The 24,621-nt window shown below is 72.3% G+C and carries 23 protein-coding genes; 10 read left to right on the forward strand and 13 right to left on the reverse strand.

All coding sequences use genetic code 11. The features are described 5' to 3' along the window. Nucleotides 1–54: 54 nt before the first annotated feature. The 3 genes from PUR26_RS27945 to PUR26_RS27955 all read right to left on the reverse strand — a co-directional run bounded on the left by PUR26_RS27945 (nucleotide 55) and on the right by PUR26_RS27955 (nucleotide 3,919). A complete protein-coding gene (locus tag PUR26_RS27945) occupies nucleotides 55–1,686 on the reverse strand; it encodes an ABC-F family ATP-binding cassette domain-containing protein (RefSeq protein WP_329876378.1) in 1,632 nt (543 codons plus the stop codon). A 367-nt stretch (nucleotides 1,687–2,053) separates the two neighbouring features. Continuing rightward, nucleotides 2,054–2,716 (reverse strand): peptide-methionine (S)-S-oxide reductase MsrA, encoded by a 663-nt coding sequence (gene msrA, locus PUR26_RS27950; RefSeq protein ID WP_329876379.1) that lies wholly within the window; start codon nucleotides 2,714–2,716, stop codon nucleotides 2,054–2,056. A 99-nt stretch (nucleotides 2,717–2,815) separates the two neighbouring features. Further along, a complete protein-coding gene (locus tag PUR26_RS27955) occupies nucleotides 2,816–3,919 on the reverse strand; it encodes a hypothetical protein (protein WP_329876380.1) in 1,104 nt (367 codons plus the stop codon). 70 nt (nucleotides 3,920–3,989) lie between these two features. On the opposite strand from PUR26_RS27955, the gene PUR26_RS27960 reads away from it, so the two are divergent. Then, nucleotides 3,990–5,144, forward strand: coding sequence for a cystathionine gamma-synthase (locus PUR26_RS27960; protein ID WP_329876382.1), 1,155 nt, complete (start codon nucleotides 3,990–3,992; stop codon nucleotides 5,142–5,144). A 141-nt stretch (nucleotides 5,145–5,285) separates the two neighbouring features. On the opposite strand, the gene PUR26_RS27965 is transcribed toward PUR26_RS27960, so the two are convergent. From PUR26_RS27965 to PUR26_RS27980, 4 genes are read right to left on the reverse strand one after another with little or no spacing between them, the layout of a single operon-like run. Then, nucleotides 5,286–5,477: a DUF1059 domain-containing protein gene (locus PUR26_RS27965; RefSeq protein WP_329876384.1), complete on the reverse strand. Its 192-nt coding sequence runs from the start codon at nucleotides 5,475–5,477 to the stop codon at nucleotides 5,286–5,288. Between the two features lie 52 nt (nucleotides 5,478–5,529). Next, complete coding sequence (locus tag PUR26_RS27970) at nucleotides 5,530–5,781, reverse strand: hypothetical protein (RefSeq protein WP_329876386.1); 252 nt, start codon at nucleotides 5,779–5,781, stop codon at nucleotides 5,530–5,532. Beyond that, complete coding sequence (locus PUR26_RS27975; RefSeq protein WP_329876388.1) at nucleotides 5,778–6,257, reverse strand: sigma factor-like helix-turn-helix DNA-binding protein; 480 nt, start codon at nucleotides 6,255–6,257, stop codon at nucleotides 5,778–5,780. Before PUR26_RS27975 ends, PUR26_RS27970 begins: the two co-directional genes overlap by 4 nt. 35 nt (nucleotides 6,258–6,292) lie before the next feature. Beyond that, nucleotides 6,293–6,805: a MarR family winged helix-turn-helix transcriptional regulator gene (locus PUR26_RS27980; protein WP_329876389.1), complete on the reverse strand. Its 513-nt coding sequence runs from the start codon at nucleotides 6,803–6,805 to the stop codon at nucleotides 6,293–6,295. Between the two features lie 146 nt (nucleotides 6,806–6,951). On the opposite strand from PUR26_RS27980, the gene ilvA reads away from it, so the two are divergent. After that, nucleotides 6,952–8,181, forward strand: a complete 1,230-nt coding sequence (gene ilvA / locus PUR26_RS27985; protein WP_329876391.1) for a threonine ammonia-lyase — start codon at nucleotides 6,952–6,954, stop codon at nucleotides 8,179–8,181. A gap of 215 nt (nucleotides 8,182–8,396) precedes the next feature. Here the strand turns inward: ilvA and greA are convergent, their stop codons facing one another. Both greA and PUR26_RS27995 read right to left on the reverse strand, forming a co-directional pair. Continuing rightward, entirely contained in the window at nucleotides 8,397–8,894 is a 498-nt protein-coding gene (gene greA / locus PUR26_RS27990) for a transcription elongation factor GreA (RefSeq protein WP_329876393.1), read from the reverse strand. 226 nt (nucleotides 8,895–9,120) lie between these two features. Next, on the reverse strand, nucleotides 9,121–9,522 hold the full coding sequence (locus PUR26_RS27995; protein WP_329876395.1) for a DUF4307 domain-containing protein: 402 nt from the start codon (nucleotides 9,520–9,522) through the stop codon (nucleotides 9,121–9,123). A gap of 97 nt (nucleotides 9,523–9,619) precedes the next feature. On the opposite strand from PUR26_RS27995, the gene mca reads away from it, so the two are divergent. Continuing rightward, nucleotides 9,620–10,501 carry a mycothiol conjugate amidase Mca gene (gene mca / locus PUR26_RS28000; protein ID WP_329876397.1) on the forward strand — a complete coding sequence of 294 codons (882 nt, stop codon included), beginning with the start codon at nucleotides 9,620–9,622 and terminating at the stop codon, nucleotides 10,499–10,501. Then, nucleotides 10,494–10,727 carry a hypothetical protein gene (locus PUR26_RS28005; protein ID WP_329876399.1) on the forward strand — a complete coding sequence of 78 codons (234 nt, stop codon included), beginning with the start codon at nucleotides 10,494–10,496 and terminating at the stop codon, nucleotides 10,725–10,727. The genes mca and PUR26_RS28005 overlap by 8 nt, the downstream gene beginning before the upstream one ends. Before the next feature lie 112 nt (nucleotides 10,728–10,839). Here PUR26_RS28005 and PUR26_RS28010 read toward each other — a convergent pair whose 3' ends face one another. After that, complete coding sequence (locus PUR26_RS28010) at nucleotides 10,840–11,406, reverse strand: Uma2 family endonuclease (RefSeq protein WP_329876401.1); 567 nt, start codon at nucleotides 11,404–11,406, stop codon at nucleotides 10,840–10,842. A 196-nt stretch (nucleotides 11,407–11,602) separates the two neighbouring features. Here PUR26_RS28010 and PUR26_RS28015 point away from each other — a divergent pair, with 196 nt between their 5' ends. The 5 genes from PUR26_RS28015 (at nucleotide 11,603) to PUR26_RS28035 (ending at nucleotide 20,510) form a co-directional block, all read left to right on the forward strand. Further along, complete coding sequence (locus PUR26_RS28015; RefSeq protein WP_329876403.1) at nucleotides 11,603–13,642, forward strand: thioredoxin domain-containing protein; 2,040 nt, start codon at nucleotides 11,603–11,605, stop codon at nucleotides 13,640–13,642. A 268-nt stretch (nucleotides 13,643–13,910) separates the two neighbouring features. Further along, nucleotides 13,911–15,167, forward strand: coding sequence for a glycosyltransferase (locus PUR26_RS28020; protein ID WP_329876405.1), 1,257 nt, complete (start codon nucleotides 13,911–13,913; stop codon nucleotides 15,165–15,167). Beyond that, nucleotides 15,164–16,783 (forward strand): ArnT family glycosyltransferase, encoded by a 1,620-nt coding sequence (locus tag PUR26_RS28025; RefSeq protein ID WP_329876407.1) that lies wholly within the window; start codon nucleotides 15,164–15,166, stop codon nucleotides 16,781–16,783. The genes PUR26_RS28020 and PUR26_RS28025 overlap by 4 nt, the downstream gene beginning before the upstream one ends. After that, a complete protein-coding gene (locus tag PUR26_RS28030; RefSeq protein ID WP_329876409.1) occupies nucleotides 16,780–18,066 on the forward strand; it encodes a glycosyltransferase family 2 protein in 1,287 nt (428 codons plus the stop codon). Before PUR26_RS28025 ends, PUR26_RS28030 begins: the two co-directional genes overlap by 4 nt. Beyond that, nucleotides 18,063–20,510, forward strand: a complete 2,448-nt coding sequence (locus PUR26_RS28035) for a galactose oxidase early set domain-containing protein (RefSeq protein WP_329876411.1) — start codon at nucleotides 18,063–18,065, stop codon at nucleotides 20,508–20,510. Before PUR26_RS28030 ends, PUR26_RS28035 begins: the two co-directional genes overlap by 4 nt. Before the next feature lie 47 nt (nucleotides 20,511–20,557). Here the strand turns inward: PUR26_RS28035 and PUR26_RS28040 are convergent, their stop codons facing one another. Together PUR26_RS28040 and trhA are read right to left on the reverse strand one after the other, a co-directional pair. After that, nucleotides 20,558–21,214, reverse strand: coding sequence for an acyl-CoA-like ligand-binding transcription factor (locus tag PUR26_RS28040; RefSeq protein ID WP_329876413.1), 657 nt, complete (start codon nucleotides 21,212–21,214; stop codon nucleotides 20,558–20,560). 20 nt (nucleotides 21,215–21,234) lie between these two features. Beyond that, entirely contained in the window at nucleotides 21,235–21,912 is a 678-nt protein-coding gene (gene trhA, locus PUR26_RS28045) for a PAQR family membrane homeostasis protein TrhA (RefSeq protein WP_329876416.1), read from the reverse strand. A 194-nt stretch (nucleotides 21,913–22,106) separates the two neighbouring features. Here trhA and PUR26_RS28050 point away from each other — a divergent pair, with 194 nt between their 5' ends. Then, nucleotides 22,107–23,930 carry a phosphoenolpyruvate carboxykinase (GTP) gene (locus PUR26_RS28050; protein WP_329876418.1) on the forward strand — a complete coding sequence of 608 codons (1,824 nt, stop codon included), beginning with the start codon at nucleotides 22,107–22,109 and terminating at the stop codon, nucleotides 23,928–23,930. Nucleotides 23,931–24,225: 295 nt separating this feature from the next. On the opposite strand, the gene PUR26_RS28055 is transcribed toward PUR26_RS28050, so the two are convergent. Next, nucleotides 24,226–24,615 carry an SCO4983 family protein gene (locus PUR26_RS28055; RefSeq protein WP_329876420.1) on the reverse strand — a complete coding sequence of 130 codons (390 nt, stop codon included), beginning with the start codon at nucleotides 24,613–24,615 and terminating at the stop codon, nucleotides 24,226–24,228. Between the last annotated feature and the right edge of the window lie 6 nt (nucleotides 24,616–24,621).

Here is a 24,621-nt window from a genome sequence, read left to right on the forward strand (position 1 = left end):
ATCCGTCACCGGATCCGCCGCGACCGGGGCGCCCGCGCGTCCGGCCGGGGCCGCTCAGGCCGCCCGGCCCCCGCGCAGTTCGAGACGCCGGCCCCTGAAGGCGCTCCGGAAACGCCGGTCGTGCGAGACCACCACGACCGCGCCCTCGTACACCGCCAGAGCGGCCTCCAGGTCCTCCACCAGACCGGGTGCCACATGGTTCGTCGGTTCGTCGAGGACGAGCAGATCGGCCGGGAGCGTCACCAGCCGCGCGAGCTCCAGACGCCGCCGCTGGCCGGCCGAGAGCGCCGCGACCGGCACCGCCAGATCCTCCTCGCGGAACAGCCCCAGGCCCAGCAGCTCGTCCGCGTGCTCCTCGGGCGCTCCCGGCCGGCCCGCCGCGTACGCCGAGAGCAGCGGCCGCCGGGAGGGCCGTACCGGCAGCTCCTGCGGCAGATAGCCGACCCGCCCCGGCCGGTGCACCGTCCCCGCGTCGGGCCGCAGGTCCCCGGCGACGACCCGGAGCAGCGTCGTCTTCCCCGCCCCGTTCGGCCCGGTCACCAGCAGCCGGTCGCCCGCCTCCACCCGCAGGGCCGCCAGCCGCAGCCGGTCGCCGACCGCCACGTCCGTCAGCTCCGCCAGCACGGCCGGACCCGCCGGGTCCCGCCGGCCTTCCGCCGTCACGGACAGCCGGGCCGTGAACCGCAGCGGCACCGGGGGCGCGGCCACCGGCTCGCGCTCCAGCCGCTCCAGCCGCCGGCGCGCCGCCCTGATCCGCCCCGAGAGCTTCGCCTCGTGCGACCGCCGGTGCTTGCCCCAGCCCTCGCGCGGATCCTTCCCGCCGGCCGCCAGCCGCTGCCCCGCGCCGGCGAGCTCCAGGCGGGTACGCGCCAGGTCGTCCAGCCACTCCTGATGGTCCAGCGCCCAGCGCCGCCGGGCGGCTGCCTTCGCCGCCCGGTAGCCCGCCCAGCCGTCCCCGTACCGGGTCACCGCACGCGTGTCCCGGTCGACCTCCAGGATCGCCGTCGCGAACGACTCCAGGAACTGCCGGTCGTGGGTGACCGCCAGGACCGTGCCCCGGTGGTCCCGCAGCTCCCGCTCCAGCCACTCGGTTGCCTGCCGGTCGAGATGGTTCGTCGGTTCGTCGAGGAGCAGCAGCTCCGCCCCGGAGGCCAGGACGCAGGCCAGCGCCAGCCGGGAGCGCTCCCCGCCGGACAGCGAGCCGAGCGTCCGCTCCCTGCCGATCCGGCCGATCCCCAGGCCCTGGAGGGCGGCGTCGACGCGGGCGCCGGCCACGTAGCCGCCGCGCTCCTCGAAGACGGACAACAGATCGCCGTAGGCGTCGAGTTCGGCCGGGGAGGCGTCCGCCAGGCACTCCTCGGCCGCCCGCAGCCGCCGCTCCATGGCGCGCAGCTCCGCGAGCGCCGCGTCGACCGCGTCCCGCACGGTCGCCGACGGTTCGAGGTCCAGCGTCTGGCCGAGGTGGGCGATGCCACCGGGGAAGCGGACGCCGACCTCCCCGCCGTCCGGCCGCTCGGCCCCGGCCAGCAGCCGCAGCAGCGTCGACTTGCCGGAGCCGTTCTCCCCGATGACGCCGGTCTTCTCGCCGGGCCGGACGGTGAAGGTGACCTGGTCCAGTACGGACCTGTCGCCGTACGCCTTGGACACGTCCTTGAAGGTCAATTGGGCATGGGTGCGTTCGCGCATGGTTCTTTCCCTGGGATGCGGGTTCGATCCGGACCGTGCGGAAGGGACGCCGAGGCCCGCCCACGCGCCGGTGCGTCAGTGGGCCGGGCCGCGTCCACGGCCGGTATCAGAGAAAGAAGTAGTGCAGGTGCGAACCCATGCGGTCGAGTGTAGGACCGCACCCCGGTGACGGCGCGGTCCTTTTCCGCCGCCGTCCGCGTGAGGGCCGCGCGGCCCCGGCACGCGAAAGCGCCGCCCGCCGGGCCTTCGGCCGGCGGGCGGCGCTGCTACGGGCGCTGGGGCGTCCGGTCGTCTCCACGGGCGTCCCACCGGGCGGGCGGCGCCCCGGCCGGCGATCTCGCGCCGGCCGGCCCCGGGCCGGGGAGGGTCAGCCGTCGGCCTTCGCGACACCGATCGGGCAGCTCACGCCCGTGCCGCCGATGCCGCAGTAGCCGCCCGGATTCTTGTCCAGGTACTGCTGGTGGTACGGCTCCGCCACGAAGAAGGCGCGGCCCTCGGCCGGGAGGATCTCCGTCGTGATCGTGCCGTACCCCGAGCCCTCCAGGACCCGCTGGTACGCCACCCGGGAGGCGTCGGCGCGCTCCGCCTGCTCGGGGGAGTGGGTGTAGATCGCCGAGCGGTACTGGGTGCCCACGTCATTGCCCTGGCGGAAGCCCTGCGTCGGGTCGTGGGACTCCCAGAAGAGCTTCAGCAGGGACTCGTACGGGACGACGGACGGGTCGAAGACCACGCGGACCGCCTCGGTGTGGCCCGTCATGCCCGAGCAGACCTCCTCGTAGGAGGGGTTCTCGGTGTGACCGCCCTGGTAGCCGACGAGCGTGGTCCACACGCCCTCGGTCTCCCAGAACTTGCGCTCGGCGCCCCAGAAGCAGCCCAGCGCGAAGTCGGCGACCTCGAACCCGGCGGGATAGGGACCGACGAGGGGGTTGCCCAGGACGGTGTGGCGGTCGGGGACGGGGAACCCCGGCTCCGGGCGGCCCCGCAGCGCCTGGTCGGGGGTGGGCAGAACCGGCGTACGGCCGAACAGCATGACTCGGTCTCCTTCGCGGTGGCAGCACCCGGCACAACGCTCGGGGACCGCCGCGCATTCCGCCGCCCGCGCCCCGCCGGGCCGCCCTGCGGCAGCCGCTCAGTGCGGCAGGGTCGCCGGGCTGCCGCCGTTCGCCTCGTACCCCGCCACCGCCAGGGCCCGGTACACCGCGTACTCCGCCGCCGGGTCCTCGCTCATCGTCCACGGCAGCGCGCCGATGTGACCGTCCACGCGGACCAGCTGGTGCATCGCCTCGGTCCAGCGCTCGGCGCGCACCAGGAAGTGGACCAGCAGATGCCGCACGTGCGCGAGCATCGGGTCGTCGGGGCGGGCGGCGTGCACCGCGAACAGGGCGCCCTCCATGGCCCTGGATACCACTTCGGTGCCGTAGAAGTCGCGTACCAGCGCGATGTCGGGCAGGTGCTCCCAGACCGCGAACAGCGGCAGCGCGGCCAGCAGCGACCCCTGAGGGGCGCGTGCGGCGGCGCTCATGGCGAACCGGTCCGCGTCCCGGCGCGAGCCGTGCCACTTCTCGCACCAGTAGTGCAGCGCGGCGAGATGCGCCCCCATGTGCTGCGGCGCACGGTCGATGATCTTCGCCCACACCTGGTCGAACTGCTCGTGCGAGTAGCCGAGCCCGCGCGCCACGGCCAGCTCGATCACGTACGGGACCGGGTCGCCCGGGGCGAGCAGGGCCGCCTCGCCGCACACCGTACGGGCCTCTTCGAGGATGATCCGGAAGTCGTCGGTCCCGGCCGACGACGAACGCCACGCCTGCTGCACCAGGAACTCGGCGTGCACGGCCGCCCCGCCCGCGTCCTTCGGCTTCTCCGCCCGCCAGGCCCGCAGCCAGGCCCCCCCGACACCGGGCCGCTGCTGGAGCTCCAGCGACGCCGCGCCCGCGAACGCCTGCACCCGCTGCCAGCGCACCTCGCCGTCCTTGTCGGTGCCGGCGAGCAGCTGCGACGCGGCCCGCCAGTCCTGGGTGCGCTGCACCACGTCGAGGACGTCGAGCAGGTCCTGGTCGGGGCCGGGCATCCGGACGTCGAGCTGTTCCTGGCGCACGAATCCGTACGCGCCGGGGTCGGCGGCGTCCGGCGAACCGGGCTCGGCCAGACGGATACCGGAACGGCGGCGCAGCAGCCACGGCGCGACGACAGCCGCGATCACGCCGACCGCGAACAGGATCCAGAGAATCTCCATTGAGCCATTGTCCCGGATGCCCCGGCCGGGCAACCTCCCGCCGGTCCCACCCGGACTACGCTCGGGCCTCATGAACGCTCAGCACACCCATGAGAACTTCGAGACCCGCGCCATCCACGCGGGCAACACCGCCGACCCGCTGACCGGCGCGGTCGTCCCGCCCATCTATCAGGTGTCCACGTACAAGCAGGACGGCGTGGGCGGCCTGCGCGGGGGCTACGAGTACAGCCGCAGCGCCAACCCGACCCGCACCGCGCTGGAGGAGAACCTCGCGGCGCTGGAGGGCGGCCGTCGTGGCCTCGCCTTCGCCTCCGGCCTGGCGGCCGAGGACTGCCTGCTGCGTGCGCTGCTGTCGCCGGGCGACCACGTCGTCATCCCGAACGACGCCTACGGCGGCACCTTCCGGCTGTTCGCGAAGGTCGCCTCCCGGTGGGGTGTCGAGTGGTCCGTGGCGGACACCTCCGACCCGGCCGCCGTGCGGGACGCGGTCACCGACCGTACGAAGGCGATCTGGGTCGAGACCCCGTCGAACCCGCTGCTCGGCATCACCGACATCGCGGCCGTGGCGGACGTGGCGCGGTCGGCGGGCGCGAAGCTGGTCGTCGACAACACCTTCGCGAGCCCCTACCTCCAGCAGCCGCTGGCGCTGGGCGCGGACGTCGTCGTGCACTCGCTCACCAAGTACATGGGCGGTCACTCGGACGTCGTGGGCGGCGCGCTGGTGACGGCCGACGAGGCGCTGGGCGAGGAACTGGCCTACCACCAGAACGCCATGGGCGCGGTGGCCGGTCCGTTCGACTCGTGGATCGTGCTGCGCGGGATCAAGACGCTGGCCGTGCGGATGGACCGGCACAGCGAGAACGCGACCCGGGTCGCGGAGATGCTGAGCGGGCACCCGAAGGTCACGCAGGTCCTCTACCCGGGGCTGCCCGAGCACCCGGGCCACGAGATCGCGGCCAAGCAGATGAAGAGCTTCGGCGGCATGATCTCGTTCCGCGTCGAGGGCGGCGAGGAGGCGGCGGTCGAGGTCTGCAACCGCGCCAGGCTCTTCACGCTGGGCGAGTCCCTCGGCGGCGTCGAGTCGCTGATCGAGCACCCGGGGCGGATGACGCACGCCAGCACGGCCGGTTCGCTGCTGGAGGTGCCGGGGGACCTGGTGCGTCTGTCGGTCGGCATCGAGAACGTCGAGGACCTGCTGGCGGACCTCCGCCAGGCGCTGGGCTGACCGGGGCGGCCCGCCCCGCCGGACGTCGGGCCGGCGCCGGACGGGCCACCACCGGGCGGGGCCGGCCGGGCGGGCCCGGTGTCGGCCCGCCCGGTGGGGACCCTGCCCGGCCGGGCGGGGCGCTGCCCGGCCACCGCCCGGTCAGGCGGGAATCCTCTCGTCCTCCAGGAACGCGCGGACCTGGGCGCGCAGCTCGGGGGTGTCCTCGTGCTGGTGGACCGAGACGGCGTGCTCCGTGGCGGCCCGGACCACTTCCTCTTCCTCACCCGTGATGGTGAGCGTGCAGTTCATCTCGCTCGGGTACTTGCGGCAGTCGGCGACTTTCCTGGTCATGGCGGCCTCCTCGACGTGCGCGTTACGCCGCTTCCTCCAGCGTAGGCCGCTCTCACCACCCCTCGAACGGTGGCGTGAGACCGGACGGCGGGGCCTGCCAGGGCTGTGCCACCGACGCCCACACCACGAAAGCGAGCATCCCGGCGGCCAGCGTCAGCCACATCAGCCGACGCCGTGCGCGGGCCCGGAGGAGCGCGCGGGTGCCGCGGGCGAGCGCCCGGGGCAGCAGGTCCGGCGGCACCTGCGGCCGGGGCGTGTCCAGCATCCGCCGGACCTCGTCCTCCTTGCGGTCATGGCGGCTCACGGGGTCACCGGCCCGGCGGGGGCGGCCGGTGCGGGCCGGCGCCGGCCGCCGCGCAGCGCCGCGACCGACCGGGTGCAGATCGCGCGCACCCGGTCCACCGGCAGCCCGAGGAGCGCCGCCACCTGCTCCTCGGCGACCCCCTCGTACAGGCGCCACACCACGACGAGCCGTTCCCGGGGGGTGAGCGGGGACAGGACGCCGCCCCGGCCCCGGCGGAAGCGCCAGGCGGAGCGGGCGAACCGGGCGGCCAGCTCCTGGCGGGCGCGGTCGTACGGATCCTCGCCGGGCGGCCGGTCCCAGCGCGCGTACGCCGCGGCCAGGGCGTGGCACAGCAGCCGCTGCGCGGCCGGGGCGCGCCCCGGGTGCTCGGTGGTCAGCAGTGTCGCGGCATGCAGCAGTCGGCCCGCCGCGCCCGTGACGAACACCTCGAAGTCCCGGTCGCGGTGGCGCTGCCGCACCGGTTGCCGCTGACGCACCACGTCCTCATATGAGGCCAGACACGCGGCCCGGGTCAAGAGGCCGGCGTGGCCTCCGTGTCCGCGGGCGGCAGACCCGCCTGCCGGGCGGAGAGCGCGGTGTTGAAGCGGGTCAGCAGGGAGCAGAACGACTCGCGCTCGTCCTCCGTCCAGCCGTCCGTCACCTGCGCCATCAGATCGCGGCGCGAGGAGCGGACCTCCTCCAGCCTGGCCTGGCCCCGTGGCGACAGCTGGAGGACGACCGCGCGGCCGTCCTCGGGGTGCGAGGTCCGCTTGACCAGGCCGGTGTCGACGAGCGGGGCGACCTGGCGGGTGACGGTGGAGGAGTCGATGCCCATCCCCGCCGCCAGCGCCTTCACGCCCATCGGCCCTTCCTGGTCGAGCCGGTTGAGCAGCAGGTAGGCGGCTCGGTCCATCGAGTTGCGCAGCTGACCGGTGCCGCCGAGGCGGGTCTGCTCCGCCCGCCGGGCGAAGACGGCCACCTGGTGCTGGAGGGCATCGAGGAGACCGGCATCAAGATCAGTCGTCATGTCCTGTGATGTGGGCATGGCTACAGGGGCTCTCTCGTGCGGTGGTCGGTTGGTGGGGGACAGAGTACGCGGACCTGTGCGGGTCCGTACCGGCCCTGCGCAAACGTGACGGGCGTCCACGACGCCCGGCGGCCCCGCCCCGGTGAGCTGCGAGACTTGCCGTCATGAGCTTCCGTACGCATCACCCCTTGCACCCGCTCATCCTCGATGACGTCCGCGGGGCGCAGAAGATGCTGTCCGGGGTCGCCCGGATGACCGCGATGGAGGGCAGCCGGCACCTGTCGCAGCTGGTCGGCGCGCCGGTGCACCTCAAGTGCGAGAACCTCCAGCGGACCGGCTCGTTCAAGCTGCGCGGGGCGTACGTGCGGATCTCCTGCCTGCGCCCGGAGGAGCGGGCGGCCGGTGTCGTCGCCGCGTCCGCGGGCAACCACGCGCAGGGCGTCGCGCTGGCGTCCTCGCTGCTCGGGGTGCGTTCCACGGTGTTCATGCCGGTCGGCGCCCCGCTGCCGAAGGTCGCCGCGACCCGCGAATACGGCGCCGAGGTGCGGCTGCACGGGCACGTGGTCGACGAGACGCTGGCCGCCGCGCAGGAGTACGCGGAACGGACGGGCGCGGTCTTCATCCACCCCTTCGACCACCCGGACGTCATCGCGGGGCAGGGCACGGTGGGCCTGGAGATCCTCGAACAGTGCCCGGAGGTCCGCACGATCGTCGTCGGTGTCGGCGGGGGCGGCCTGGCCGCCGGCATCGCCGTCGCGGTGAAGGCGCTGCGGCCCGATGTGAAGGTGATCGGCGTGCAGGCCGGGGCCGCCGCGGCCTATCCGCCCTCGCTGGCGGCCGGCCGGCCGGTCACCGTCGACTCCGCCGCGACCATGGCCGACGGCATCAAGGTGGGCCGCCCCGGCGACGTGCCGTTCGGGATCGTCCGGGACCTCGTCGACGAGGTGCGCACGGTCTCCGAGGACGCCCTGTCCTCGGCGCTGCTGCTCTGCCTGGAGCGGGCGAAGCTGGTGGTGGAGCCGGCCGGGGCGAGCCCGGTGGCCGCGCTGCTGAGCGCGCCGGAGTCGTTCGAGGGGCCGGTGGTGGCGGTCCTGTCCGGCGGGAACGTGGATCCGCTGCTGACGCAGCGCATCCTGCGCCACGGCATGGCGGCGGCCGGCCGGTACCTGAGCCTGCGGCTGCGGCTGACGGACCGGCCCGGGGCGCTCGCGACGATGCTCGCGGTGCTGTCGGTGGCCGACGCCAACGTGCTCGACGTGGGCCACGTACGGACCGATCCGCGTCTGGGACTCACGGAGGCGGAGGTGGAGCTCCACCTGGAGACCAAGGGCCCCGAGCACTGCCGTGAGGTGGAGGCGGCGCTGCGCGACGCGGGGTACACGGTCATCCCCTGAGCCCCTGGGCCTCCGGCCGGGCTGTGCCCCTGTGCCCCTGATCCCGGCGCGCCGGTGGCCGCGCGGGCGGTGCGAGCACGGTACGGGAAGCACGAAGGGCCGGGTCGCGTGGTGCGACCCGGCCCCTGGGCCGTGGGACCGTGCGCAGGCGGCCCGGCGCGGCGCCGGGCGTCCGGCCGGGGCCCGCGGCTCACGTCCGCGGCCCCCGCCAGGTCTCAGCCCTGGTACGGCTTGGCGTCGAGGATCCGCACGGAGGCCTTCTTGCCGTTCGGCAGTTCGTACTCGGCGTCCTCACCGGTCTTCTTGCCGCTGACGCCCACGCCGAGCGGGGACTGGGGCGAGTACGTCTCGATGTCGGAGCTCGCGTACTCGCGGGAGGCGAGCAGGAACGTCATGGTGTCGTCCTCATCACCGTCGAAGGCGATGGTCACCACCATGCCCGGCGCCACGACACCGCTCTCGGTGGGCGCCTCGCCCACCTTGGCGTGCTCCAGCAGCTGGGTCAGCTGCCGGACGCGCAGCTCCTGCTTGCCCTGTTCCTCCTTGGCCGCGTGGTACCCGCCGTTCTCCCGCAGGTCGCCCTCCTCGCGCGCCGCTGCGATCTTCGCGGCGATCTCGGTTCGCGCGGGACCAGACAGGTACTCCAGCTCGGCCCTGAGCTGGTTGTACGCCTCCTGGGTGAGCCAGGTGACGTTTTCGCTGGTCTGGGTCACAGGTGCTCCTCGTCGGTACTGGGAATACAAAGCATCGCCCTACCCAGAAGGATGTGCCTTCCTGGATGGGCGAAACCACGAGCCTAACAATTACGGGGCGGAAGGGGGAGGACGAAAGCCATGGAATTTCCGTCTCCGCAGGTCAGCGCCGCGCGGAGAGGCGCGGCCGGGCGCGGCCGTATGTCGCGCGCGGCGCCGCGCGCGCCCACCGCGGGCGGCCGCCCGGTTACTCCGAGGTGCAGCCCATCAGCTCGCTGCTGGTCGCCTTCTGCGTGACGCGGACGGTGACGACCTGGTCGATCCGGTCCACGGGCTGGTCGAAGCGGACGTCCTTGCGGCCCACCTCGGCACCGTCCTCCGCCAGGGCGCGCAGGGTGCAGTACCCCTTGGCGTCCTCGTCCTTGCGGACCTCCAGGTGCACCTTCACCTGGTCCTCCGCGGAGACGTCGAACTTGATCATCTCGGCGCTGACCTTCTGGCCGGCGATGTAGTCGTAGCCGAACCAGCCGACCATCGCGACCAGCCCGACGCCCAGCACGGCCCCGACAACCTTGAGCCTGCGGTCGGCACGCTCGTCCTCGGAGCGGCCGTACCGGCCCTCTGGGAGCTGCTCGCGCACCGCGCTCATGATCGTTCCTTTCCCGCGCCGGACGGCGGAATTTTCCGCGCACCGATTCCGTCACTATAGAAGCCGCACGACGCGACGAATCATTGAGGATCGAGTCTTGACTGAGCAGCTTCGACTGATGGCCGTTCACGCCCACCCCGACGACGAGTCGAGCAAGGGCGCGGCCACGATGGCCAAGTATGTGTCCGAGGGGGTGGACGTGCTGGTCGTGACCTGCACGGGGGGCGAGCGTGGCTCCATCCTCAATCCGAAGCTCCAGGGCGACGCGTACATCGAGGAGAACATCCACGAGGTCCGCCGCAAGGAGATGGACGAGGCGCGCGAGATCCTCGGGGTGGGACAGGAGTGGCTCGGCTTCGTCGACTCCGGGCTGCCGGAGGGCGACCCGCTGCCGCCGCTGCCCGAGGGCTGCTTCGCCCTGGAGGACGTCGACAAGGCGGCCGGTCGCCTGGTGCGCTCCATCCGCGCGTTCCGTCCGCAGGTCATCACGACCTACGACGAGAACGGGGGGTACCCGCACCCCGACCACATCATGACCCACAAGATCACCATGGTGGCCTTCGAGGGCGCGACCGACGCCGAGAAGTACCCGGAGTCGGAGTTCGGCCCGGTCTGGCAGCCGCTGAAGGTCTACTACAACCAGGGCTTCAACCGTCCGCGCACGGTCGCGCTCCACGAGGCGCTGCTGAGCCGTGGACTGGAGTCCCCGTACGGCGAGTGGCTGGAGCGCTGGGAGGAGTTCGAGCGCGCCGAGCGCACGCTGACCACGCATGTTCCGTGCGCGGACTTCTTCGAGACCCGCGACAAGGCCCTGATCGCGCACGCCACGCAGATCGACCCGGACGGCGGCTGGTTCCGCGTCCCGATGGAGCTCCAGAAGGAGGTGTGGCCGACCGAGGACTACGAGCTCGCCAAGTCCGTGGTCGGAACCTCCCTCCCCGAGAGCGACCTGTTCGCGGGCATCCGCGACAATGCCTGATATGAGCGCACACCAGGCACTGACCCAGCTCGCCCCTCTCGCCAAAGAGCTCGACGAGAACAAGGTGACCCCCGGCGTCCTCGGTTTCGTCGTCTTCGCGGTGATGGCCGTGGGCGTTTGGCTGCTGATGAAGTCGATGAACCGCCACATGGGCAAGGTCGACTTCGAGGAGGCCCCGGAGCCGGCCCCGGCGGGAGCCTCGCCCAAGGGCGCGCCCCGGGAGTAGGCAGGGCTCTCCCTCCCCTACGGGCTCTCCGCCGGGGAGGGAGGGAACGCCGCGGCGGGCAGCCGGCCGGACGTCTCCGGCCGGCCCCCCGGGCTGACGTCTCCCAGCGCTGTCAGACGGCTCCCAGGTCGACAGTGACGGGGAAGGGCGCGGCAGTCTTGATCACGCCGGTGAACATTTCGCCGTCCCTGTACGCCTTGGTGGCGGGGTCGGGGACGTAGGTGTGGATGATGGGGACACCGGTGGTGGCCTGCTCGACCCGCCAGTAGAAGGGGATGCCGGCCTTGGCGTACTGGTCGACCTTCACGATCCGGTCTGTGGTCTCCGAGCCGGGCGACACCACCTCGACGACCAGGAGTACGTGCTCGGGGCGGGTAGGCGTGAGGTCGATGGTTTCCGTCCGGTAGACGATGACGTCAGGACGGCGGTTGGTGAGTGGAACGTCCTGCAGGCGGACGTCGAAGTCCGTGTCCGCGTTCCAGTCCGCGCCCGCGGCGGCGTCCAGGGCGTTGGCCAGGATTCGGGTCAGCCGGTTGTGGCGCTTGGAGGCGCTCGGCCTCACGACGACCATCCCGTCGACGATCTCGATACCGGCGCACTGCTCCTCGGACCAGGAGTCGTACTGCTCCGCGCTGATCTGCGTACGCATCCACGCGGGCGCCACCATCCCGGCGGTCATGGTGTACCTCCTTCGAGAGGCCTCGGCAGGTCCGGCGCTGCTGCGCCAAGCCCACTGTTTCGAGGTGCCGGGCTGCCCGACTCGGAAGGGAAGGAGCCGCCCGCGACGTGATGGCTCACAAGCGCAATTCGGCCGGGCGGGCAGGGCCCGTGAGGGTTCCGCCGGACGGGCCGGGCGCTGTGAGAGGCTGGGGTGTATGAACCGGTTGGCTGATGTGACCTCGCCTTATTTGCTTCAGCACGCTGATAATCCGGTCGACTGGTGGCCGTGGGGACGTGAGGCGTTCGAGGAAGCGAAACGGCGCGATGTGCCCGTTCTGCTATCGGTCGGATACTCTGCGTGCCACTGGTGTCATGTCATGGCGCACGAGTCCTTCGAGGACGGGGCCACCGCCGCGTACCTCAACGAGCACTTCGTGTCCGTCAAGGTCGACCGCGAGGAGCGGCCGGACGTCGACGCCGTCTACATGGAGGCCGTCCAGGCGGCGACCGGACAGGGCGGCTGGCCCATGACCGTCTTCCTGACGTCCGAGGCCGAGCCCTTCTACTTCGGAACCTACTTCCCGCCCGAGCCCCGGCACGGCATGCCCTCCTTCCGCCAGGTGCTCCAGGGCGTGGCGTCCGCCTGGACCGACCGGCGCGACGAGGTCGGCGAGGTCGCCGCCAACATCGTCCGGGAGCTGTCCGGACGCTCCCTCGCCCACGGCGGCGAGGGTCCTCCCGGTGACCAGGAGCAGGCGCAGGCGCTGCTCGGGCTGACCCGCGACTACGACGAGCGGTACGGCGGCTTCGGCGGGGCGCCCAAGTTCCCCCCGTCCATGGTGATCGAGTTCCTGCTGCGCCACCACGCCCGCACCGGGGCCGAGGGCGCCCTGCAGATGGCCGCCGACACCTGCGAGGCGATGGCGCGCGGAGGGATCTACGACCAGCTCGGCGGCGGGTTCGCCCGCTACTCGGTGGACCGCGAGTGGGTCGTGCCGCACTTCGAGAAGATGCTCTATGACAACGCCCTGCTGTGCCGTGTCCACGTCCATCTGTGGCGGGCCACCGGCAGCGACCTGGCCCGCCGGGTAGCCCTGGAGACGGCCGACTTCATGGTGCGTGAACTGCGCACCTCCGAGGGAGGGTTCGCCTCGGCCCTGGACGCCGACTCCGACGACGGTACGGGCAGGCACGTCGAGGGCGCCTACTACGTGTGGACGCCCGGTCAGCTGCGGGACGTCCTGGGCGAGGACGCCGCGTACGCCGCGCGGTACTACGGCGTCACCGAGGAGGGCACCTTCGAGGAGGGCGCCTCCGTGCTGCGACTGCCGCGGGACACCGGGCCGGGGACACCGGACACCCCGGACGCCGAGCGCGTCGAGCGGATCCGCCGCCGGCTGCTCGCCGCCCGCGACGAGCGCCCCCGCCCCGGCCGCGACGACAAGATCGTCGCCGCCTGGAACGGGCTCGCCATCGCGGCGCTCGCCGAGACCGGCGCCTGCTTCGACCGGCCCGACCTGGTGGAGCGTGCCACCGAGGCGGCCGACCTGCTGGTCCGGGTGCACATGGACAGCGGGGCGCGGCTGGCGCGTACGTCCAAGGACGGGCACGCCGGTGCCAACGCCGGGGTGCTGGAGGACTACGCCGACGTCGCCGAGGGGTTCCTGGCGCTCGCGGGCGTCACCGGCGAGGGCGTGTGGCTGGAGTTCGCCGGATTCCTGCTCGACATCGTCCTCGACCAGTTCACCGGTGAGGGCGGGTCGCTGTACGACACGGCGCACGACGCCGAGCCGCTCATCCGCAGGCCCCAGGACCCCACGGACAACGCCACCCCCTCCGGCTGGTCGGCCGCCGCCGGAGCGCTCCTGTCGTACGCGGCGCACACCGGCTCCGAGGCCCACCGCACCGCCGCCGAGGGTGCCCTCGGCGTGGTGAAGGCCCTCGGTCCGCGCGCCCCGCGCTTCATCGGCTGGGGCCTGGCCGCCGCCGAGGCGCTGCTCGACGGGCCGCGCGAGATCGCCGTGGTCGGGGACCAGGCCGATCCGGTGGCCGCGGAACTGCACCGCACCGCGCTGCTCGGCACGGCTCCCGGGGCGGTCGTCGCCTTCGGCGAGCCGGACAGCGGCGAGGAGTTCCCGCTGCTCAGGGACCGGCCGCTGGTGGACGGGCGGCCCGCGGCCTACGTCTGCCGCCACTTCGCCTGCGACGCGCCTACCACGGACGCATCCGAGCTTGCCCGGAAACTGTCCAACTGACTCGGGAAACACACTTTTTATCGGGACAGCTCCTGACTGTCACCTTCCCCCTCTATTCTCTTCGAACGAAGGAGTGGGAGCGCCGCACACGTTCTGGGGAGGGGTGCGCGGCGTTGACCGAGGGCGTCGTCGGCCAGGGGGGTCCTGCCGCGGTCCGCCCCTGATGTGCCTTTCGCTTTTGGGGAACGATCCGTGCTGCGGCGGTGTGTCGCGTTCGTGGGTTCGTGCGTGTCCGCTCCGCCGCGGCAGGTCCGAGGGGGGACCTTCCGTGTTCGTATCGGTGTTCATCGCCGCCGTTTCACTGGCGCTTTTCTGGATGGCCGCGTTCACGCTGTGGTGGCAGATGCACGCCTGGCGAACGCCCGAGGTATACGCGTCCACCCGTTTCGCGCGCCCGGACGGCACGCAGGGACGGTCCTTCTCCCTGCTGCTGCCCGCCCGGCACGAGCAGCTCGTGCTGGAGCACACGATCGACCGGCTGCTGGAGTCGACCCACCGCGACTTCGAGATCATCGTGATCGTCGGGCACGACGACCCGGAGACCGCCGAGGTCGCCGAGCGGGCCGCCGCCCGTGACCCCGCGCGGGTGCGGGTCGTCGTGGACACCCACGAGACCAAGAACAAGCCCAAGGCGCTCAACACCGCCCTGCCGCACTGCCGCGGCGACATCGTCGGGGTCTTCGACGCCGAGGACCAGGTCCATCCGGAACTGCTCGCCCACGTCGACCACGCGTTCACCGCCAGCGGCGCCGATGTCGTGCAGGGCGGCGTCCAGCTGATCAACTTCCACTCCAGCTGGTACTCCCTGCGCAACTGCCTGGAGTACTTCTTCTGGTTCCGCAGCCGCCTCCACCTGCACGCCGCCAAGGGCTTCATACCGCTCGGCGGCAACACCGTCTTCGTCCGCACCGACGTGCTGCGCGACGCGGGCGGCTGGGACGAGAACTGCCTGGCCGAGGACTGCGACCTGGGCGTGCGCCTGTCCTCCGCCGGCAAGAAGGTCGTCGTCTCCTACGACGCCGACATGGTCACCCGGGAGGAGACCCCCGGCTCGCTGGTCAGCCTGCTCAAGCAGCGCACCCGCTGGAACCAGGGGTTCCTCCAGGTCTACCGCAAGCAGGACTGGCGCCGGCTGCCCACCCTGGGCCAGCGGATGCTCGCCCGTCACACCCTGATGACGCCCTATATGCAGGCGTTCACCGGGCTGATCATCCCGGTGAACGTGGCGATCGCGCTCTTCCTCGACGTCGGCGTCGGCGTCGCGGTGATCACCTTCCTGCCGATGCTCACCGCGATGGTCACCTTCGTCTTCGAGCTGGTGGGGCTGCACGACTTCGGCAAGCAGTACGGCCTGCGGGTGCGGCTCGTCCACTATCTGAAGCTCATCGTCGGCGGCCCCTTCTACCAGGTGCTCCTGGCGGGCGCGGCGGTCCGGGCCGTCTGGCGCGAGCAGCGCGGGCGCAACGAGTGGGAGCTCACCAGCCACGTCGGCGCGCACCTCGTCGAGAAGGCGGCCACCCGATGACCTCCACGCTGACCCCGCCCGAGCGGACCGCCCCCGCGTCCGGCCCCGCCACGCGCAGGCCGCCCGTCCCGCAGGGGCCGCTGCGGCTGCGGTCCTCCCGGCCCGACCAACTGGTGTGCCTGGCCCTGCTGCTCGCCATCGGCGTCGTCCAGGGCGTCAACATCGCCGGTTTCCCGTCCTTCAGCGACGACGAGGGCACCTACCTCGCCCAGGCGTGGGCCGTCCAGCAGGGCGAGGGCCTCGCCCACTACACGTACTGGTACGACCATCCGCCGCTCGGCTGGATCCAGCTGGCCCTGCTGACCTGGATACCGGCGTGGATCGCCCCCGAGTCGATGACCGTCGGCGCGATGCGCTCGGTGATGCTGCTGGTCACCCTGGTCACCGCGGTCCTGCTGTACGTCCTGGCCCGCCGCCTGGCGCTGCCCCGCTGGACGGCCGCCCTGGCCGTCGGCCTGTTCGGGCTCTCCCCGCTCTCCGTGGAGCTGCACCGGGAGATCTTCCTCGACAACATCGCGGTCGCCTGGATCCTGGCCGCCTTCGTCCTCGCCGCCTCGCCCAGCCGTCATCTGTGGCACCACTTCGCGGCCGGGATGTGCGCGGCCGTCGCCGTGCTGTCGAAGGAGACGATGCTGCTGGTGCTGCCCGCCGTCCTGTTCACCCTGTGGCGGCACAGCCACCGGGACACCCGCAAGTTCGCCGTGAGCGGCGCGCTGACCTCCTGTGCCCTGATCGGTCTGCTGTATCCGCTGTTCGCTCTGCTCAACCATGAGCTGCTGCCGGGCAGGGGCCATGTGTCACTGTGGGACGGCGTCGTCTACCAGCTGTCGCGGCCCGGGTCGGGTTCGGTCTTCGTGGACGGCAGCGGAGCCGACAAGGTCGTGGACTCCTGGCTGTACTACGACCGGGTGCTGCCGCTCGCCGGGCTCGCCGCCGCGCTGCTCCTGGCGGCCTGCCACCGCTGGTCGGTGACGGCCCGCGCGACGGCCGGGCCCGCCTTCGTGGTGGTCCTGCTCGGGGCGGTCGCCGCCTTCCGCACCTCCGGATACCTGCCCGACATGTACATCATCCAGGCGCTGCCCTTCCTGGCCCTGTGCCTGGCCGCCGTCGCCGCTTCCGTGCGCGGACTGCTGGCCCGGCGGCTGCCGAGGACGGCCGGGGCGGCCGTCTTCGCCGCGCTGCTGCTGACCGGCGCGTTCCATACCGTGCCGCAGTGGTACGAGGGCGGTCGCACCGCCATGACCGACGACCCCAACGCGAGCTTCCGCGCCGCCGCCGCGTGGATGGACCCCGCCGCCGGCCACGTCAGCGACCCGGCGGGGACCCGGGTGCTGGTCGACGACTCGCTCTGGCTCGACCTGGTGCACCACGGGTACCGGCCCGGCACCGGGGCCATCTGGTTCTACAAGGCCGACCTCGACCCTGCCGTCACCGAAGTGCTGGACCGCGGCTGGCGGGACGTCGACTACGTCATCTCCACGCCCACCGTCCGGCGTGACGCCAAGGACCTGCCGACCGTCGCCGACTCCCTGCGCAACTCCGAGGCGGTCGCCACCTTCGGCGAGGGCGCGCAGCGCGTCGAGATACGCCGGACGACCGGTGGTGATCGCCGGTGACCAGCCCGCTGACCCGGCCCTCGGACATCCGGCCCGCCGGCCCGCGGGTCGCCGCCCCGGCCGCCGTCACCGTCGTCGTACCGACCTTCAACGAGTCGGCGAACGTACGTGAACTGCTCGCCCGCATCGAGGCGTCGCAGCCGGCCGGTCTGCCGTACGAGGTCCTCTTCGTCGACGACTCGACCGACGACACGCCGGCCGTGATCCGGGAGGCCGCCCCCGGTTTCCCCTTCCCGGTCACGCTCATCCACCGGGAGCGGCCCGAGGGGGGCCTCGGCGGCGCGGTCGTCGAAGGGGTCAGGGCCGCCGGTGCGGACTGGGTGGTCGTCATGGACGGCGACCTCCAGCACCCCCCGGAGCTGATCCCCGGTCTGGTCGCACGGGGCGAGGCCACCGGGGCCGACCTGGTGGTCGCCAGCCGGTACGCCCGGGGCGGCAGCCGCGCCGGACTCGCCGGCGGCTACCGGCTGCTGGTCTCGGGCGTGTCCACGATGCTGACCAAGTCGCTCTTCCCGCGCAGGCTGCGCGGCATCAGCGACCCGATGAGCGGCTTCTTCGCCGTGCGCCGGCGGACGGTGGAGGCCGGGCGGCTCGCGCCGCTCGGCTACAAGATCCTGCTGGAATTGGCCGTGCGCTGCCGTCCGGACGGCATCCGGGCGGTCGCCGAGGTCCCGTTCCGCTTCCAGGAGCGGTTCGCGGGCCGGTCCAAGTCGACCGCCGCCGAAGGGCTGCGGTTCCTGCGCCACCTTGCCGGGCTGCGCACCGGCACGGAACTGTCCCGCCTGGTGGTCTTCGGTCTGATCGGACTCACCGGCTTCCTGCCGAACCTGGCGGCGCTGTACGCGCTGACCGGCGCCGGCCTGCACTATCTGCCGGCCGAGGTGCTCGCCAACCAGTTCGGCGTGGTGTGGAACCTGCTGCTCACCGAGGCACTGCTGTTCCACCGGGAGCGGGCGCACCGGCACTGGGCGGACCGCTGGGGGCGGTTCACCCTGCTCGCCAACGCCGATCTGCTGCTGCGGATTCCGCTGATCGCGCTGATGGTGGGCCGGCTGGGCATGACGGTCCTGCCCGCCACCGCGCTGGCGCTGGTCGCGACGTTCGTCCTGCGGTTCGCCGCGACCCGCGCCCTGATCTACGTACCGAGGAGAAGCCGGACGGACAGCCGGACGGACAGCCGGACGGACAGCCGGACTGACAGCCGGACGGACCGCGGGTCAGGAACCGTCGCGGGCGGTTCCGCGCCGGGAGCCGCGCCGGGCCGGGGGAAGGACGCCTCATGACACGTACACGTACACGCGCACGCGTCCGCAGACCGTGGCGGCGGACGCTCGCCGTCTCCACCCTGCTGGCCCTGGTGGGCGGCGGCCTGTCGCTCTCCACCGCCCAGGAGGCGGAAGCCGGGGTGAACCTCCTGGTCAACCCCGGCTTCGAGAGCCTCAAGTGGGAGGGCACGCCCCGGTGCTGGGACATCTACGGCTGGGGCGACAACGACCACTCCTTCAAGGTCACCGACCGGGCGCACAGCGGCGGGCGGGCCATGGAGCTCACGCTGACCCGCCGGGCCGGCGGCGACCGCAAGGCGATGATGTACGAGACCCCCTCCTGCGCGCCGAACGTGACACCGGGCCACCAGTACGACCTCTCCGTCTGGTACACCTCCACCAGTCCGGACATCGCCGTCACCCTCTTCCGCCACGACGTGCGGGAGGGCTGGGTGTACTGGACCGATGTGATGAGCCCGCCGATGAGCACGGAGTACCGGCGGGCCGAGGTGCGCACCCCGGCCGTCCCGCCCGGCACCGACCAGATCAGCTGGGGCGTCTCCCTCTACGGCACCGGCACCCTCACCACCGACGACTACGCGATGCGGGACGCGACCCTCCCGGCGGCCGGTGAGGTGTGCACCGCCGGGCGGGCCTGTACCGAGGGCGCGTGGGAGGTGCTGCCGTTCCGCAACCCGGTCCGCTCCATGCACGCCGTCGTCCTGAGGACCGGAAAGGTGCTGCTGGTCGCGGGTTCGGGCAACGACCCGGAGCGGTTCGCCCGGGGGACGTTCGAATCGGCCGTGTACGACCCGGCCGACGGCTCGTTCAAGGAGATCCGGACGCCCATCGACATGTTCTGCGCCGGCCATGTGCAGCTGTCCGACGGCAAGGTGCTGATCATGGGAGGCAACAAGGGCTACCCGTCGGCCGACGGCCGGGTCGGCTACCAGGGCTACAAGGACTCGTACCTCTTCGACCCGGGGACCGAGACCTACACCCGCACCAACGACATGAACGACGGCCACTGGTACCCCTCGGCGACGGTCCTCGGCAACGGCGACGTGATCTCCTTCGGCGGGCTGCGCGAGGACTCCACCGGCTCGGTCACCGCCGAGAAGTGGTCCGCAGCGCGCAACGCGTGGCTGCCGATGGGCGAGGTCAAGCAGACCTGGTCGTACTGGGGGCTGTACCCGTCCATGATCCTGATGCAGGACGGCCGGCTCTTCTACTCCGGCAGCCATGTCTTCGGCGGCGGGACGCCCGGCACCGGCGCCTCGGTGTACGACTACGAGGCCAACACCGTCACCGACGTACCCGGGCTGCGGAACAAGGACGAGCGGGACCAGTCGGCGAGCGTGCTGCTGCCGCCCGCCCAGGACCAGCGCGTGCTGACCATCGGCGGCGGCAACAACGAGACCAACCCGGACGCGAACCGGCTCACCGACATCATCGATCTGAAGCGCCCCAGCCCGTCGTACGAGCCGGGCCCGCCGCTCCCGCAGGGCACCCAGTCGCTCGGCGGGGCGGCGCCTGTGCCGCAGACCGGCGCGCAGGGCAAGATGTACGTCTCCGCGGTGCTGCTGCCCGACGGAAAGGTCTTCGAGACGGGCGGCGCCCTGCACAACCGGGCCGACCCGGTCTACGAGGCGTCGATGTTCGACCCGGCGACCGACACCTGGCAACCGGGCATGGCCACCGATCCGGCCGACCGGGGCTACCACTCGGCGTCCTTCCTGCTGCCCGACGGCCGGGTGATGTCGGTGGGCGACAACCCGGGCGACGGGTCCTACACCGACAAGGTGTCCGTCTACACGCCCCCGTACCTCTTCAAGGGGCCCCGGCCGCAGATCACCTCCGTTATCGACAACCGATGGCGGTACGGGGACACCCAGCGGATCACCGTCGACCGGCCGATCGCGCGGGCCGAGCTGATCCGTCCCTCGGCGGTCACCCACTCGTCCGACCCCAACCAGCGGTTCGTGGACCTGCCGATGAGCGTGCTCGACGACCGGACGATCGACCTGAACGTCACCAGCAACCCCGACCTCGCCCCGCCGGGCTGGTACATGCTCTTCGGGGTCGACGCGGCCGGTGTCCCGACGGTCGCCGAGTGGGTCCACCTCGGCGGTCCCGCCGCGTCGGACGCGCCGTCACCGCATGTCCACGACTTCGCCGGTGAGCTCGAACGGCAGCCGCGGAAGGCGGAGCACCGGCGGGCATCGGCGCCGGTGAGCCCCCGGATCGCGGGGTGCGACCGGCACTACGGCACGGCCGACGTGTGCGTTCCCACGGCCTTCCCCCGGCCGGTCCGGGCGACGACGAAGGCCCGCTGCGACTGGCTGGCGTCCCACGGCTACGCGCGGCTGAAGGTCAACGGCGAGGACGACCCGCTGCGCCTCGACCCGGACCGGGACGGCCGGGCGTGCGGAAGGGGGGACCTGCGCGGGGGGAGCCGCTAGGCCGTGTCGGTCAGGCCGGATCAGCCCGGCAGGACCGGGAGACTCCGCTAGGGCCCGACGGCCCCCGCCCGTCCACCTGCCGGGGCGGGCCGCAGGGCGAGACCGCCCTTGAGGACGTCGAGGGTGCGGTCGACGAGGGCGACCAGATCGTCCCGCTGGCCGTGCTCCGCCCAGTGGATCGTCACCTCGCGCAGGGCGCCCATGACGGCGGCGGTGACGATCCGTACCTCCAGGTCGTCCGCCGCCCGCCCGGACCGGGCGGCCAGGGCGCGCGACAGCAGCCCGGACGTCTCGGCCATGGTCTCGGTCATCCGGGCCCGGACGGCCGGGACCTCCACCATCAGCCGGGTGCGCTGACGCATCTCCTCGGGATCGTCCGCGAGGACCGCCCGTACGGACTCCACGAGGAGGTGCCGCAGCGACTCCAGGGGCTCCTCGTCGGCGGGACGGGAACGCAGCACCGACTCCACGACCAGTTCGTGCTCACCGGTGAGGACGATGTCCTCCTTGGCGGGGAAGTAGCGGCAGACGGTGCTCGGGGACACCTCGGCCGCCTCGGCGATCTGCTCGACGGTGGTGGCCTGGTACCCCTGCTCGGCGATCAGCCGGTGCGCGGCCCGGCGGATGGCGAGGCGGGTCTTGCGCTTCTTGCGCTCGCGCAGCCCCATCCGGGGCTGTCCTGCGAGCAGGGGGTCGGCGGCCATGTGTCCATTGTCGGTGAGGCTCAGCCGTGCCGGTACGCCACGAGCGAGATCCCCACGTAGTGCACGACGAAAGCGGCCAGGGTGAGGGAGTGGAAGACCTCGTGGAAGCCGAACCAGCGCGGTGAGGGGTTGGGGCGCTTGAAGCCGTAGACCACCCCGCCCGCGCTGTAGAGCAGGCCCCCGGCGATCACGAGGACGAGCACCGCGATGCCGCCCTTGTGCATGAAGTCGGGCAGGAAGAAGACGGCGGCCCAGCCCATCGCGATGTAGCAGGGGGTGTACAGCCAGCGCGGGGCGCCCACCCAGAACACCCGGAAGGCGATTCCCGCCACCGCTGCGGCCCATACCGCCCACAGCAGCACCCGCCCGGTGGAGTCCGGGAGGAGCAGCAGGGTCAGCGGGGTATAGGTGCCCGCGATGATCAGGAAGATGTTCGCGTGGTCCAGCCGGCGCAGCACGGCGGTGGCCCGCGGACCCCAGTCGCCCCGGTGGTAGAGCGCGCTCACACCGAAGAGCAGGCAGGCGGTGAGGACGTAGATGCCGCAGGCGATCCGGCCGCGCGTCGAGTCGGCGAGCGCGGTCAGCACGATGCCCGCTATGAGCACCGCCGGGAACATGCCCGCGTGCAGCCATCCCCGCAGTTTCGGTTTCACCGGCGGAGGGTCGATCTCGGTCACTTCGGGCGCGGCTGACGTCATGGCGGAATGCTACCTACGGCTCCGTAATCTCCGGAGATGAGTGGCAATGCTCACGTGAGAGGCCCCCTGGACATATGGGCAAAGGCCACGGATGATCAGATGAGTGAGGTCGGCACCGGATGAGCGGCTACGAAGCATCCGGGTCGCAGCCCCCACGGGGCAGACAACAACAAACCCCTCAACAAGGAGCAATCGTGGCGCGCGACAACGCGGCTCCCACCACCGTCCCCACCCGTCACCAGGAGCTGATCTCCTGGGTGGACGAGATCGCAGCCATCACCCAGCCGGACAGGGTTGTCTGGTGTGACGGTTCCGAGGCCGAGTACGAGCGCCTGTGCGAGGAGCTCGTCGCCAAGGGGACGTTCAAGAAGCTCGACCCGGTCAAGCGCCCGAACTCCTACTACGCCGCCTCCGACCCCTCGGACGTGGCGCGGGTCGAGGACCGCACCTACATCTGCTCCGAGAAGGAGGAGGACGCGGGCCCGACCAACCACTGGAAGGCCCCCGCCGAGATGCGGGAGGTCTTCGCCGGTGAGAAGGGCATCTTCCGCGGGTCGATGAAGGGCCGCACGATGTACGTCGTGCCCTTCTGCATGGGCCCGCTCGGCTCGCCGCTCTCCGCGATCGGCGTCGAGATCACCGACTCCGCGTACGTCGCCGTCTCCATGCGCACCATGACCCGCATGGGCCGGCCGGTCCTCGACGAGCTCGGCGACGACGGCTTCTTCGTCAAGGCCGTCCACACCCTGGGCGCGCCGCTCGCCGAGGGCGAGGCCGACGTGCCGTGGCCGTGCAACACCACCAAGTACATCTCGCACTTCCCCGAGTCGCGCGAGATCTGGTCCTACGGTTCGGGCTACGGCGGCAACGCCCTGCTCGGCAAGAAGTGCTACGCCCTGCGCATCGCCTCCGTCATGGCGCGCGACGAGGGCTGGCTCGCCGAGCACATGCTGATCCTCAAGCTGACCCCGCCGCAGGGCGAGTCGAAGTACGTCGCCGCGGCGTTCCCGTCCGCCTGCGGCAAGACCAACCTCGCCATGCTGGAGCCCACGATCTCCGGCTGGACCGTCGAGACCATCGGCGACGACATCGCCTGGATGCGGTTCGGCGAGGACGGCCGCCTGTACGCGATCAACCCCGAGGCCGGCTTCTTCGGCGTCGCGCCCGGCACCGGCGAGCACACCAACGCCAACGCCATGAAGACCCTCTGGGGCAACGCCGTCTTCACCAACGTCGCGCTCACCGACGACAACGACGTCTGGTGGGAGGGCATGACCGAAGAGCTGCCCGGGCACCTCACGGACTGGAAGGGCAACGACTGGACGCCGGAGTCCGGGACCCCGGCCGCCCACCCCAACGCCCGCTTCACCGTCCCGGCCTCGCAGTGCCCGATCGCCGCGCCCGAGTGGGAGGACCCCAAGGGCGTGCCGATCTCGGCGATCCTCTTCGGCGGCCGCCGCGCCTCGGCCGTCCCGCTGGTCACCGAGTCCTTCGACTGGCAGCACGGCGTCTTCCTGGGTGCGAACGTCGCCTCCGAGAAGACCGCCGCCGCCGAGGGCAAGGTCGGCGAGCTGCGCCGCGACCCGTTCGCCATGCTGCCGTTCTGCGGCTACAACATGGGCGACTACATGGCGCACTGGATCAAGGTCGGTGCCCAGGCCGACCAGGCGAAGCTGCCGAAGATCTACTACGTCAACTGGTTCCGCAAGAACGACGCGGGCAAGTTCGTGTGGCCCGGCTTCGGTGAGAACAGCCGCGTCCTGAAGTGGATCGTGGAGCGGCTGGAGGGCAGGGCCGAGGGCGTCGAGACGCCGATCGGCATCCTGCCGACCGCCGAGTCCCTCGACACCGACGGCCTGGACCTGCCGGCCGAGGACCTGGAGTTCCTCCTCAAGGTCGACCGTGACGTGTGGCGCGAAGAGGCCGCTCTCGTCCCCGACCACCTCAACACCTTCGGCGACCACACGCCCCAGGAGCTGTGGGACGAGTACCGCGCGCTGGTCTCCCGACTGGGCTGACCCTCCGCCCCAAGGACCCGCGGCCGGTCAGCACGACCCGCCCTGACCTGTGAGTCATCCCGGCCGGCCGTGGTGGGACGACCCCCGGAGCGGCATCGACGTCGCTCCGGGGGTCTTCACCGTTCGTGTCCGGTGGGGCCGCGGGGGTGCAAGGGGTGCGGTGGGGGTGCGGTGGAGCGCCCGGGCCGGTGCCGCCGGTGCGGCGGGGGTCGCGGAGGCCCGTGGGGGCCCGAAGGCGATGAGGGGGTGGGTGGCACCCGGTCCGCGCGCCCGGAGCGTCGCGGACCGGGGCCCGTCAGAGGGCGCCGACCGGCCGGAAGACGGCCAGGGCGGCGGTGTGGGCGTCCATCCGCTCGGCGGCGAGGATGGCGGCGGCGGTGTCGGCCCGGGAGGCGGCGACCACCAGCGCGCGGCCCGCGAGGGCGTGGGCGCGCCGGTGCAGGGCGGACGGACCGGCGCCGGTCAGCCCGGCGTGCCGGGCGGGCGGGGCGCCGCGCAGCCGGGCGACCTGCTGGGCGATGCGGTCCGCCGCCGCGTCGTCCCCGAGCTCGTCGGTGACGGCGAGCAGCGCGGCGAGGTGGCCGGCGAGCTGGATGTCCAGCTCCTCCTCGCGGGAGCGGTGCGGGTAGGGAGCCTGCTCGTCGGCCACCCGGTGGACCGACTTGGTGCGGATCGGTTCGTACATGGGATG

The organism is Streptomyces sp. SP18CS02 (assembly GCF_036322365.1).
Classification (GTDB): domain Bacteria; phylum Actinomycetota; class Actinomycetes; order Streptomycetales; family Streptomycetaceae; genus Streptomyces.